The 11,776-nt window shown below is 72.5% G+C and carries 13 protein-coding genes; 6 read left to right on the forward strand and 7 right to left on the reverse strand.

Annotation, left to right across the window (positions count from 1 at the left end; genetic code table 11):
• Window positions 1-33: 33 nt before the first annotated feature.
• From CLV43_RS06580 to CLV43_RS06590, 3 genes are read right to left on the reverse strand one after another with little or no spacing between them, the layout of a single operon-like run.
• Entirely contained in the window at window positions 34-816 is a 783-nt protein-coding gene (locus CLV43_RS06580; protein ID WP_106186158.1) for a 2-keto-4-pentenoate hydratase, read from the reverse strand.
• Window positions 813-1,724, reverse strand: a complete 912-nt coding sequence (locus tag CLV43_RS06585) for a catechol 2,3-dioxygenase (protein ID WP_106186159.1) — start codon at window positions 1,722-1,724, stop codon at window positions 813-815. The genes CLV43_RS06580 and CLV43_RS06585 overlap by 4 nt, the downstream gene beginning before the upstream one ends.
• Window positions 1,725-1,726: 2 nt before the next feature.
• Window positions 1,727-2,080 (reverse strand): 2Fe-2S iron-sulfur cluster-binding protein, encoded by a 354-nt coding sequence (locus CLV43_RS06590; RefSeq protein ID WP_106186160.1) that lies wholly within the window; start codon window positions 2,078-2,080, stop codon window positions 1,727-1,729.
• 126 nt (window positions 2,081-2,206) lie between these two features.
• On the opposite strand from CLV43_RS06590, the gene CLV43_RS06595 reads away from it, so the two are divergent.
• Window positions 2,207-3,052 carry an alpha/beta fold hydrolase gene (locus CLV43_RS06595; RefSeq protein ID WP_106186161.1) on the forward strand — a complete coding sequence of 282 codons (846 nt, stop codon included), beginning with the start codon at window positions 2,207-2,209 and terminating at the stop codon, window positions 3,050-3,052.
• On the opposite strand, the gene CLV43_RS06600 is transcribed toward CLV43_RS06595, so the two are convergent.
• Window positions 3,032-3,739, reverse strand: a complete 708-nt coding sequence (locus CLV43_RS06600; protein WP_106186162.1) for a FadR/GntR family transcriptional regulator — start codon at window positions 3,737-3,739, stop codon at window positions 3,032-3,034. The two genes, CLV43_RS06595 and CLV43_RS06600, sit on opposite strands and share 21 nt — an antisense overlap.
• A gap of 100 nt (window positions 3,740-3,839) precedes the next feature.
• A complete protein-coding gene (locus tag CLV43_RS06605; protein WP_106186163.1) occupies window positions 3,840-4,541 on the reverse strand; it encodes a TetR/AcrR family transcriptional regulator in 702 nt (233 codons plus the stop codon).
• 88 nt (window positions 4,542-4,629) lie between these two features.
• Between CLV43_RS06605 and CLV43_RS06610 the strand changes: the two genes are divergently transcribed.
• Window positions 4,630-5,529, forward strand: a complete 900-nt coding sequence (locus CLV43_RS06610) for an aldo/keto reductase (protein WP_106186164.1) — start codon at window positions 4,630-4,632, stop codon at window positions 5,527-5,529.
• Between the two features lie 358 nt (window positions 5,530-5,887).
• Here the strand turns inward: CLV43_RS06610 and cpt are convergent, their stop codons facing one another.
• Together cpt and CLV43_RS06620 are read right to left on the reverse strand one after the other, a co-directional pair.
• A complete protein-coding gene (gene cpt / locus CLV43_RS06615; protein ID WP_106186165.1) occupies window positions 5,888-6,421 on the reverse strand; it encodes a chloramphenicol phosphotransferase CPT in 534 nt (177 codons plus the stop codon).
• 72 nt (window positions 6,422-6,493) lie between these two features.
• A complete protein-coding gene (locus tag CLV43_RS06620) occupies window positions 6,494-8,506 on the reverse strand; it encodes a carbamoyltransferase family protein (RefSeq protein ID WP_106186166.1) in 2,013 nt (670 codons plus the stop codon).
• Window positions 8,507-9,253: 747 nt separating this feature from the next.
• Here CLV43_RS06620 and CLV43_RS06625 point away from each other — a divergent pair.
• Genes CLV43_RS06625 through CLV43_RS06640 form a run of 4 tightly spaced genes read left to right on the forward strand, consistent with a single transcriptional unit; the run spans window position 9,254 to window position 11,766 of the window.
• Window positions 9,254-9,691, forward strand: a complete 438-nt coding sequence (locus CLV43_RS06625) for a hypothetical protein (protein WP_146174663.1) — start codon at window positions 9,254-9,256, stop codon at window positions 9,689-9,691.
• Entirely contained in the window at window positions 9,688-10,872 is a 1,185-nt protein-coding gene (locus CLV43_RS06630) for a PPE domain-containing protein (RefSeq protein WP_106186168.1), read from the forward strand. The genes CLV43_RS06625 and CLV43_RS06630 overlap by 4 nt, the downstream gene beginning before the upstream one ends.
• A complete protein-coding gene (locus CLV43_RS06635; protein ID WP_106186169.1) occupies window positions 10,869-11,135 on the forward strand; it encodes a hypothetical protein in 267 nt (88 codons plus the stop codon). Before CLV43_RS06630 ends, CLV43_RS06635 begins: the two co-directional genes overlap by 4 nt.
• Entirely contained in the window at window positions 11,128-11,766 is a 639-nt protein-coding gene (locus CLV43_RS06640; RefSeq protein WP_106186170.1) for a hypothetical protein, read from the forward strand. Before CLV43_RS06635 ends, CLV43_RS06640 begins: the two co-directional genes overlap by 8 nt.
• Window positions 11,767-11,776 lie beyond the last annotated feature (10 nt).

Here is an 11,776-nt window from a genome sequence, read left to right on the forward strand (position 1 = left end):
TGCCGATGTTCCCGGAACCGATCACGGCCACCTTCACGTCCGCTCCTCCCCCGTCGTGAACGTCGCGGTGACGTCCCCCAGCCCGGACAGACGCGCCCGCACGGTGTCCCCGCCCCGGACGACGACCATGGGCCCCAGCGCGCCGGACAGCACGACCTGTCCGGCGAGCAGCGGCGACCCCGTCGCGCACGCCGTCCGCGCGAGCCACCGCAAGGCCTCCAGCGGGTCGCCGAGGCAGTCGGCGCCGGTGCCCCGCGCGACGACCTCCCCGCCGCGGGTCATCACCATCCGGGTGGCCACGGGATCCAGGCGCCCCAACGGGACCCGCGCCTCGCCCAGCACGAAGAGCCCGCTCGACGCGTTGTCCGCGACCGTGTCGCCGAGGGTGATGTCCCAGTCGGCGATCCGGCTGTCCACGACCTCCAGCGCCGGTGCCGCGTAGGCGACCCGCCCGGCGAGGTCGCCGTCCGGGTCGTCGACGTCCTCCGCCAGCACGAACGCGATCTCGGCCTCGACCTTGGGCTGCAGCAGGAGGTCGACCGGCACCGGGTGGTCCTCGCGCATCGCCATGTCGTCGAACAGGACGCCGAAGTCGGGGCTGTCCACCCCGAGCTGGGCCCGCACGGCCGCGGACGTGAGCCCGATCTTCCGGCCGACCACCGCGGCCCCGGCGGCGATCCGGGCCTCGTTCACCCGCTGCTGCACCGCGTACGCAGCCTCGACGTCGTCACCGCCGATCAGGTCGCGCACCGGGGCGCACGGCCTGCGGTCCCGGTACGCGCCCAGCAACCGGTCGGCGGCCGCCTCGACCGTCACGTGACGACCTCGAGGAACGCCTGGTCGATCTCGCGGTGGGTGTAGTTGATGCCGCGCGCGGCCTGGTCCATCGTCCAGGTGATCGGCCGGAAGTCCGGCCCGGTGCGGTAGCCGCCGGAGAAGACCTCGTTGCGGTTGCCGGAGGGGTCGAAGAAGTAGATGGTGCCGCCGCGGGTGATGCCGTGCCGGGCGGGGCCGAAGTCGATCGGGACGTCGTCCATCGACATGACGTCGCCCGCCCGCAGCAGCGCGCTCCAGTCGTCGACCTCGTAGGCGAAGTGGTGCAGCTTCCCGTTGGCGCCCTTGACGAACGCGATGTCGTGCGGCTGGTCCCCGCAGTACATCCACGACCCGACCAGGTCGGAGTCCTCGTCGCCCGCGACCAGCCGTTCGGCCGGGCGGAACGCCAGCACGTCCTGGAAGAACCGCTCCAGCAGCGCCGGGTCCTCGGTGGTGATCAGCGCGTGGTTGATCCGGGGCACGCCGATGCCGCGCAGCCCGCGGGGCCACGGCGCCGGGTTGAGCTTGCCGACGTTGGTGCCGAGGTACTCGACGTCGGAGTAGAGCTCCAGCACGTGGTCGGACGGCAGCGTCACGCGCAGCCCGTCGCCCACGCCCGCGTTGTCCCCCTTGGACATCCGCTCGCAGGAGGCGCCGAACGAGCGCGCCCTGGTCTCGATCGCGTCGAGCGTGCCGTCGCCGGTGACCTTGTAGCCGAACTTGACCAGGCCGACCCCGCCCTCCTCCAGCACGACGGAGTGGTGGTCGTCCTCGTCCCACGACTTGAGGTAGACCCGGCCGTCCTCCTCGTGCACCGGGTCCATGCCCAGCGTCTCCTGGTAGTGCTGCCGAGCCTGTGCGAGGTCCGTGACGCGCACGTGCACGTACCCCAGCCTGATGACCGCCATGGTCACCGTCCTTCCTGTTCGGTGGTGCGGGAGAAACCCGTGCGGGGGAGAGCGGTGCTGGCCAGCACCGCGCGCAGCGGTTCGGCGCCGAGGTCGACCACGACGTCCGTGACGGGCACGGCCCGGCACGGCAGGCACAGCCCCGAGTCCCGTTCGGCGGCGGCGAGCACGGACTCGGCGACCGGCTGCGGGTAGTCCACCCGCCCTTCGACCAGGGGGACCTTGCACACCCCGCAGCCGCCCCGGCGGCACCGGTACCTGCTCCGCCACCCGGCCCGGCGCAGCGCGTCGACGACCGACTCACCGGGTCGCGCCTGGACGCGGACGTCGTGCGGCACCACCGTGACCCTTGGCATCGTGCTCCCTCTCGGACCGAATGTTCCGCAATGTTCCGCTAGTTCCGGAAGCATAAGCGCAGTTCCTCAGATCGTTCAAGTCTGAACTTCCTAGATTCTTCCAGATACTTGTGCAACTATCGGATCGTGACTCAGAGCAACGAGGAGATCGGCCTCACCGTCGACGTGGGCGGCGTGGCGACCAACTACCACGACCGCGGCGACGGCCCGCCGGTCCTGCTGGTCCACGGATCGGGCCCCGGTGTGTCCGCGTGGGCGAACTGGCGCACGGTCCTGCCCGAGCTGTCGCGCCACCACCGCGCGCTGGCTCCCGACGTCCTCGGGTTCGGCTACACGCAACGACCTCGGGACGTCGCCTACGGCCCTGACGTGTGGCTGGACCACCTGCTGGGGTTCCTCGACGCGCTCGGCCTGGCGCGCGTCTCCGTGGTGGGCAACAGCTTCGGCGGCGCGCTGGCGCTGCGCCTGGCGGCGAAGGCCCCGGAGCGGGTCGACCGGCTCGTGCTCATGGGCAGCGTGGGCGTGCCGTTCGAGATCACACCGGGACTCGACGCCGTGTGGGGGTTCCAGCCGTCGCTGGAGGCGATGCGCGACCTCATGGCCGTCTTCACCCACGACGCGGCGAGCGTGGGCGACGACCTCGCGCGGCTCCGACTGGCCGCCGCCACCAGGCCGGGCGTTCACGAGGCGTACGCGACGATGTTCCCCGCGCCGAGGCAGCGCGGCGTGGACGGGCTGGCGTTGCCGGACGAGGTGATCGCGGGGATCCCGCACGAGACGCTGGTGGTGCACGGCCGCGACGACCGGGTCATCCCGCTGGCCACGTCGCTGCGGCTGCTGGAGCTGATCGACCGCTCGCAGCTGCACGTGTTCGCGCGGTGCGGGCACTGGGTGCAGATCGAGCAGGGGCCGCGCTTCACCCGGCTCGTCGGGGACTTCCTGCGGGAGGGGTCAGGCGCTGCGACCCGGTGACCGCGACGGCTCGGAGATCCGCACGAGGTCGGAACGGTGCTCCACCAGGACCTTCGCCACCGCGCCGTGGTCGCGGGCCGTGATCGCCCTCGCCAGCCGGGCGTGCACCTCGACGTTGTGGTCGATGGCCTCGCGCGCGTTCGCCCCGGCGAACTCGGCCCGCACCAGCGTGCCGCGCAGCAGCGTCACGACCGACTCGTACATGCCCGCGAGCACCGGAACCCGTGCGGCGCGGGCGATCGCGCTGTGGAACCGCATGTTCGCCTCGAGGTAGGACCGCGCGTCCTCGCGCGCGTTCCGCAGCTCCTCCAACGCCCACGCGAGGTCCCGCGCGTCCTCGGGCGTGGCCCGTTCCGCCGCGACCGAGGCGAAGCCGTCCTCCAGCAGGGAGCGGGCCTCGAACAGGTCGACGGCGTCCACGAGCAGCCCGCGGAACCACAGGTCGATCACGCCGAGCCGCACCTGCGGGGGCGGCTGCGAGATGAACACACCGCCCTGGGCGCCCGGCTTGACGTGCACGACGTCGCGTTCCCGCAGGATGCGCAGCGCCTCGTTCATCGCGTTCGCGCTCACACCGAACCGCTCGATCAGCTCCGTGCGGAGGGCGAAGCGCGCGCCCGAGTCCAGCCGCTGCTCCAGGATCTCCTGCTCGAGGTCTGCGGCGATCCGTTCGGGGACGGAGGACATCACGAGCGCCCGGCGTACGACATGACCGCAGTCTCCCACAGCGCGCCGCGCCACCCGTCGAGGCCGATGGCGCCGTGTCGCTCCGGTCCTCTGAGGACGGTCACCGGGCGAGCCGGTGGAGCCAGTCGCGGAGCAGGGCGGTCTCGGCGGGGCGCAGCGGCAGGGCGGCACCGGCGGAGGTGGTCAGGGCGGCGTCGAGGGCGAGGGCCCGCGAGGCGAGGCCCGCGTCGGCGACCGGGGGCGGGTCGGTGACGAGGGAGTCGACCAGGGTGTCGCGCATCCTCGTGGAGAGCGCGAGGTCGCGCTGCTCCGCGGGCAGGCCGATCAGCGTCTGCACGACACCCGTGACGGCGGCCAGGGTCAGCTGGGCGGCGAGCGCGGACGGGATGCGGAGGCGGCCCGCGGCGGCCGCGCGGTCGAGGAACCCGCGCAGCAGGCCGCTCGCCTGCTCCGCGGCGGGCGGTCGGCGGCCGGGCCGGTCGGTGCCGTACATCAGCAGGTAGAAGGCCGGGTGGCGCAGGCCGAAGTCGACGTGGGCGTCCCAGCCGCGGCGCATGTCGGCGACCGGGTCGTCGGTGGACGCCAGCGCGTTCTTCTCGGCCAGGTAGAGGTCGAAGCCGTGGATGGCCAGCGCCGCGAGGAGCCCGTCCTTGTCGTCGAACAGCTGGTAGAGCGAGGCCGCGCGGATGCCCGCCGCCGCGGCCACCGAGCGGGTCGAGACCGCGCCGGCACCTTCACGCTCCAGGATTTCCGCCGCCACCTCGAGGATCTGCCTCCGGGTCCGGGTCTTCGCGTCGTCCACGGTTGCGATGTTACGGCAAAAGGCGTATCACTGAAACGGGCAGTGCTACGCGAATCCGCGTGGCGGTGATACAGCGAGGGAGAAGCCAGTGAACCGAGTCGGGTACGGCGCCATGCAGCTCGCCGGGCCGAACGTGTGGGGCCCGCCGGACGACCCGGAGTCCGCGCGCCGCGTGCTGCGCCTGGCGGTCGAGCTGGGCGTCACGTTCTTCGACACCGCGAACGCCTACGGGCCGCGGGTGGTCAACCGGCTCATCGGGGAGGCGCTGCGACCGTTCTCCGAAGACGTGGTCGTCGGCAACAAGGTCGGCGCGGGCCGCGGCCCCGACCGGTCCTGGATCATCACCGACCACCCGGACACCATCCGCGCCCAGGTCCACGAGGCCCTGGCCGACCTGGGCGCGGAGGCCAGCGACCTGACTTACCTGCGGCTGAGCGGCGACGCACCGGTGCCGCCGAGCGACGTGCCGCTGGAGGACTCGCTCGGCGCGCTCGTCGACCTGCGCGACCAAGGGCTCGTCCGGCGCATCGGGCTGTCCGGAGCGTCGCCGGAGGTGCTGGAGCGGGCGCGACGGATCACCCCGATCGCGGCCGTGCAGAACCGCTTCAACCTGCTCGACCGCAGCGGTGTCCAGGTCCTCGCCGACTGCGAGGCGCACGGGATCCTGTTCGTGCCCTACTACCCGCTCGCCGCGGGCAGGCTCACCGACCACGACGCGCTCACCACCCCCGCCCGCCGCCTCGACACCACACCCGCGCAGGTCGCACTCGCCTGGCTGCTGCGCCGCTCCCCCGCCGTGGTCGTCATCCCCGGCACGTCGAACCCCGACCACCTGCGCGCCAACATGGGCGCGTCCGAGGTCGCCGACCACCTGACCGACACCGAGATCACCCGCCTCACCACCCTCGTCGACGAGTCCCACGCCGCCCTCGACCGACCGGACCAGTCCACGGTGGACGCGCTCAGGTCCGCGACGGGAAGCCGATGATCCGGTCACGACACCCCAGGCCCACGTTCCCACAGTGGCCCCACGCCCGACGGGCGAGAGGTGCGGCCAGACCTTGCCCGCGACCAGCGCGTCCGACCGTGACCGCAGGCGCCTCAGCCCACCACCACGACGAACACCGATACCGACCACGAGGTGTCGCCGCTCCGGCCCGGCGTGAGCACGACCCGCCCCATCGACCACGAGGAGGATCTTCGTGCCCAGTCCACCACGCAACCGACCGAGCCCTCTCCTCGACCGCGAGGGCCGCGGTTCCGGTCCCGCATCCCGTTTGCCGCGGTCCGGCGGCGTGCCGGTGCGCTCGGAGCACGCACACCTAACGGCGCAGGCCCACCCGGCATCAGACCACGTGCGCGGCGATGGCTCGGGCGCAGTCCAGTGCCTCGGCCCGTCCGGTGTCCACGACCACGTCGTACTCGACACCCCGGTGCACCACCTCGGCCTGCGACACCGCCATCCCCACCACCCGGTCACCCCTGGCGACCTCGCGCGCCGCCACCACCTCCGGGTCGCAGCGGACCCCGACCCACAGCACCTCGAGACCCGCCAGCCGCACCCGGAGCCGTTCCTGCGAGGCGGCGCCGCCCAGGAACACGTCGTCGAAGACCACCCGCGCCCCGGCCCGCGCCATCGCGGCGACACCGGCCAGCCAGGCGTCCTCGACCGCTCGGAACGCCGCGCCCACGACGACCTCGCCGCACCGCCCGAACTCGACCCCGCCGTCGGAGTCCACCAGGGACGGTGGCAGCCGGTCGACCAGGTCGTCCACGCCGAGGCGGAGCCACGGGTCCGGCAGGACGGTCTGCAGGCACCGCGCGATCCCGGACTTGCCGGAGCTGGAACCTCCGTTGAGGACGATGACCTGGGTCGTCACGTGATCGGCTCGCCTTCCGGGGTCTGCCCGCGGGGTGCGGGCGGGCCACCGGATCGTCGCAGACGGCCGTCCTCAGCAGGGCGTCAGCGTGATGAACCGCAGGCGCCACAGCTCGTGCAGCTCGCCGAGCACGCCGTCCGGCACACCACCCGCGACCTTCACCAGGTCGCCGACGGTGCTGACGCCGTCGACCGAGCCCAGCAGCGCGTACAGCTCCGGGGACACCGGGGCGGTCGGGCCGCCGCTGTAATCGAGCGCGATCTCGTGCACGGCCGGACCGGCGGCGGGCTTGCCGGTGCCCGCCCGCTCGACCAGCCTGGTGACCGGGCGGAAGCGCGGGACGAGGGCGGTCAGGTCGACGGTCCGGTCGGCCGACCGCCGCCGCACCAGGAAGTCGTCGACCACCAGGTGGTCGAGGTCGGTGGTCAGGAAGCAGGCCACCACGTCGTCGACGGTCTGCACGATGGGCTCGGCGTTGTTGTTGAACGAGGTGTTGAGCAGGACCGGGGTCCCGGTGCGCTCGCCGAAAGCCTTGACCAGGTGGTGGAAGCGCTCGTTCGAGGCCTGCTCCACGACCTGCACGCGGGCGGTGCCGTCGACGTGGGTGACCGCGCCGAGCTCCTGCCTGCGCTCCTCGCGCACCGGCACCACGAACGACATGAAGTCGTAGTTCGCCCTCGTGACGGGCAGGTCGAAGTAGGTGGTGGCGTCCTCGGCGGCGACCACGGGCGCGAAGGGCCGGAAGCTCTCGCGCTTCTTGACCATGGCGTTGATCCTGGTCTGGTTCTCCTGGGGTCGCGGGTCGGCGACGATGCTGCGGTTGCCCAGCGCGCGCGGCCCGAACTCCGAACGCCCCTGCGCCCAGCCGAGCACCGCGCCGCCGGCGAGCAGCCCGGCCGCGACCTCCACGACGTCCTCGTGCCGTTCGACGTCCACCACCGAGTGCCACGCGGCCAACCCGTCGCGCACCTGGTCCGCGGTGCCCAGCGCGGGTCCGGCGTCGGCCGTCCGCATCCGCCGCACCGGGGCGCTGTCCGCGCCCAGCTTCCGGGACACCAGGAGTGCGGCGCCCTCGCCCGCGCCCGCGTCGTGCGACGCCGGGTGCACGAACACCTCCTCGAAGAGGCCGGACCGCAGGATCGCGCCGTTGAGGCTGGAGTTGTGGGCGACGCCGCCGCCGAAGCACAGCCCCGGCAGCCCGGTCGTCTCCGCCCAGTGCGCCAACACGTGCAGGACGATCTCCTCCAGTCCCGCCTGCGCGGCGGCGGCGAAGTCCCGGTGCGCCTGAGTGAACTCCTCGCCCTTGCGACGCGGGGTGAACCCCCTGGCCACCATCGACGGTCCGACGAGGTCGGGCACCACCATGCCCGCCATGAGGTCGTACTCCCCGTTGTCCCGCAACGCGTACAGCGAGCCGAAAGCCTCCCGGTAGGTCTCCGGGTCCCCGTACGGGGCGAGGCCCATCACCTTGTACTCGTCGCCGAACCCGTACCCGAGCAGCTGGGTGGCGTTGAGGTAGAGCATGCCGAGGGACTTGAAGACCGGGTAGTCGGCGAGCTTCTCCAGTTGCCCATCGCCCGCCCGGTAGACGGTGCCGGAGTTCTCCTCACCCCGGCCGTCCAGGACGAGCACCAGCGACTCCGCCATCCCGGAGCCCGTCACCGTCGACATCGCGTGCGCGTCGTGGTGCGGCGTGAACAGCAGCCTGTCGTCGGCGAGGTCCCACCCGAACGAGTCGGCGAACCACCGCTTGATCAGTTCCCGCGAGTACACCGTCGGGACCTGCGGGTGGATGGTGTAGAAGAAGTTCAACGTCGTGTCGACGTAGTCCTCGCGGAAGTAGTAGGCCACGCTGTCGACCTCACCGATCGACACCCCGGCGACGTCGAGGCACGCGCGGATCGCGTTCACCGGGAACTTGGTCGTCTTCTTGACCCGGTTGAGCCGCTCCTCCTCCACCGCGGCGACCACCACCCCGTCCCGCACCAGGCACGCCGCCGAGTCGTGGAACCACTGGTCCGGCAACGACGGCACCAGATCCGACGCCTCGGCCGAGAAGTTCCCGCTCAATCCCAGAACCAACACGTCGTCTCCTGCTCGATCGATGGGGCGACTGCTCGCCGAACAGGACGAACCACAGGAAGAACTACCGAACCGGACGAGTCCCGGCCGAACCGGAGGCGGTCTGTCCACGAGCGCGGACGCCGAACCCGGCAAAAGCTAACCAGCACGGATATCGTCCGGCTAGCACCACACACCGCCCCGTCCCACCACCACCCGGACCGTCGGCGCGCACAAAACCACCGCACCACACCGCCCTGCGGACCCCACCCATCCAACCGGTCACCCCACGTCCAGTGTTCGTCCAAAACAAAAGACAAACGACCCAATGACGCCGAAAAACCGGCTTGCCCAACGACGCTGTAAACCCCAAGTCAAATGACCAACCCAGCTGAAAACGAGCACGCTCGTCCGCTAGTGCGATCGGCTTGACTTGGGGTTTTTGGGCTTACAATGAGTCGGCGGGCAGGCTCTACCACCTGCCCTTTTTCGCCCGACGAAGCCCAAAAAAGGGGCCCCAAGTCAAGCCGACCGCACCTAGGTCCGCTGCAGCGACACCGGGCGAGACAACACGCGGCTCCCATACAGGGCGACACACGACAGCTCGAGTACCCAACGCCGAGAACCCACCCCCACACCCAGTAACCACCCAAACACCCAAAACCCCCACCCTTGTCCCACCGTGCACAGCCGATGCTCCACCGTGCACCCCGCTGGCCTCCCCCCACCTCCACCGCTCAAGATGTCGCCATGGTCGTCAGGGTGCGCGGCGTGGCAGACGCCGAACGGATGCGCGAACAACTGCAAACCGACCGGCCCACCACAACGGTCGCCACCCCGGTCATCGCCCCACCCACCGGCGCGGGCACCGCCGACGTGATCGCCGACGGCGGTGACCGCATCGAACTGGACCTCGCCGCCTTCACCACCGCTGTCGCCGACCTCGACCGCCTCCACGGCGTCGTCACCGACCTCCTCGGCCGGGCCGCGCGGGAGTCCGAGCAGCCGCTCGGTGACGGCAAGGGCCCGGTGTCGCTCAACATGCGGCACGCCTTCGGGGTCCGCAGTGGCGACGTGGGTGGTGGCGTTCGTTCCGCCCTCCGCTCCTATCTCGCCGAACTGGGCGCCCTGCGCGAGGCCTTGCAGCAGGTCAGCACCACTCACCAGGCCGAGGACGAGCACACGGCCCGAGCGATGGGACAGCTGTGAACGAGCGCAGGGGCGGTTACCACTCCGAGCTGCACCAGCCGTCGAAGGCCGAGCGGAAGAAGAACGCCAGGCGTGTCCGCCAACGCCGGGCCAACCGCGAGCCGGAGAACTTCGGCAAGATCAACTGGCGGGCCTACGAGCACCGCAGGCTCTGGGAGATGGTGAAGTCCGCCGACACCGGCCAGATGGCGACCCGCACCTACCAGTGGCAGCAGCTGGCCGCCGACGTCGACCAGGCGACCGCCGACGTCCACAAGGTCGTGCAGAACCTCGTCCTGTCCTGGCGCGGACCGTCCGCCGTGGCCGGTGCCGCTTCGGCGTCGCGGCTCACCGAGTGGGCATCGGACGCCTCGCAGCGCGCCTACCAGGTGGGCACGGGGCTCGACACCTACACCGCGGCGGTCGACGAGGCGGCCAGGGCGATGCCGGAGCCGGTGCACCCGACCGCCGAGAAGTGGTTCCGCGAGGGCTACGACGTGACCACCCTCGACGGTCCCGAGGGCGCGTACATGCTCAAGCAGCTGCTGGACGACCACAAGCCGTCGAAGCAGGAGCAGCAGGAGGCCATGGACCGGGCCGTGCGGGTCATGGACCAGTACGAGGCCGCGAGCTACGAGGTCGGCGTGAAGCTGCCGGTGTTCGAGGAGGCCCCGGTGGGGACCACGATCACCCCGGATCCCGTGACCCCCACCGTCCCGGTCCCACCGCCCTACCCGCCGACCACCGCCACCCCCACTCCTCCGCCCACCACCACGCCTCCGGACGCGGGCCCGCCCACGACCACACCGGACGGGCGTCCCGACGGCACGACCGGCGTGGCGTCGGTGGCGGGCACGGCCTATGGGACTCCCGGCGCGCAGTCCGGCCACCTCCCCGGCGGGTCGTCCGGGACCGGCACGGGCGTCGGCACCGGTTTCGGGACCGGGACCGGCGTCGGAACGGGCACCGGTGGCAGCGCCGGGTACGGCGGCGCGTCCGGCGTGATCGGAGCCGGTCCCGCGGCGGCCGCGGCACGCGGTGGCCTCGTCCCCGGTGCGGCGGGCTCGCAGGGCTACGGCATGTACCCGCCGACGGCACCCGGCGGCCGCGAGGAGGACGGCGAGCACCGCAACCGCTACGACCTGGGCTTGGACCTGCTCGACGACCTGCCGCCCGCGTTCCCGCCGGTGCTCGGCGAATGACCGGCGGCTACCGCGTCGACCCGGACGAGCTGACCGCGTTCGCCGGGCGGCTCGACGAGTCCGCCGAGGAGGTGCGCGCCGCGGCCGCCGCCCTGGAGGAGCCGCTGGGCGACCTCGGCCCCGAAGGCGTGACACGGGCGGTGGAGCTGCTGGTGGCGGAGTGGGCCGCGGTGCTGCGCGACGTCGGGCTGGACGCGGTGGCGGACGGGCTGCGCGCGGTGGGCGAGACCTACCGGCGGGCGGACGAGCTGCCCCGTGGCTGAGTACCGGGGCCTCAGGTTCGACCCGACGCCGGGCAACGCGGGCGCGGTGGCGGCGGCGAGCGAGCGGTGCGCCGCCGCGTTCGCCGATCCCAGTGCCTCACCGCGGGGGTGGAGCGGTGCGGCGGCGGACGGGTTCAGGACCCGGTTGGAGGCGGTGGTGTCGGAGCTGACGGCGGTGCGGCGCGCGATGCGGGCGGCGGCCGAGGTGCTCGACGGCTGGGCGGGCACGCTGCTGGGCAACCAGCGGCGGGCCGAGGAGCTGGACCGGCGTGCGCTGCGGCTGCGCCGGGACCTGGCCGACGTCGCCGACGAGGTCGACCGGACCGGCGCGCTGGCCCGGTTCACCGCGGCGCACGGGTCGGCGCACGACGAGGCCGTGGCCCGGCACGACGAGCTCACCCGGCAGCTGGACGAGGTGCTCGACGAGGCGCGGCGGCTGGAGCGCGACCACCACGCGGAGGCCCGCCGGGTCGCCGCGCGGCTGCGCGCCGAGGAGCCGTCGACGGCGGTCGCGGACGCGTTGACCGGGTTCTCGGCGCTCACCGCCGAGCTGGCGTCCGTGCTGCTCGGCCCGCCCCGCCCGGCGGTCACCCGTGGTGCGGGCGCGGCGTTCCGGGCGGGCCTGGGGTGAGACTCGCTCC

The organism is Umezawaea tangerina (assembly GCF_003002815.1).
GTDB classification, from domain to species: domain Bacteria; phylum Actinomycetota; class Actinomycetes; order Mycobacteriales; family Pseudonocardiaceae; genus Umezawaea; species Umezawaea tangerina.

Coding starts and splice junctions, on each gene's coding strand:
- CLV43_RS06600 (WP_106186162.1), bottom strand. CDS start 3,739: ATGTCCTCCGTCCCCGAACGGATCGCCGCAGACCTCGAGCAGGAGATC.
- CLV43_RS06590 (WP_106186160.1), bottom strand. CDS start 2,080: ATGCCAAGGGTCACGGTGGTGCCGCACGACGTCCGCGTCCAGGCGCGA.
- CLV43_RS06635 (WP_106186169.1), top strand. CDS start 10,869: ATGACCGGCGGCTACCGCGTCGACCCGGACGAGCTGACCGCGTTCGCC.
- CLV43_RS06585 (WP_106186159.1), bottom strand. CDS start 1,724: ATGGCGGTCATCAGGCTGGGGTACGTGCACGTGCGCGTCACGGACCTC.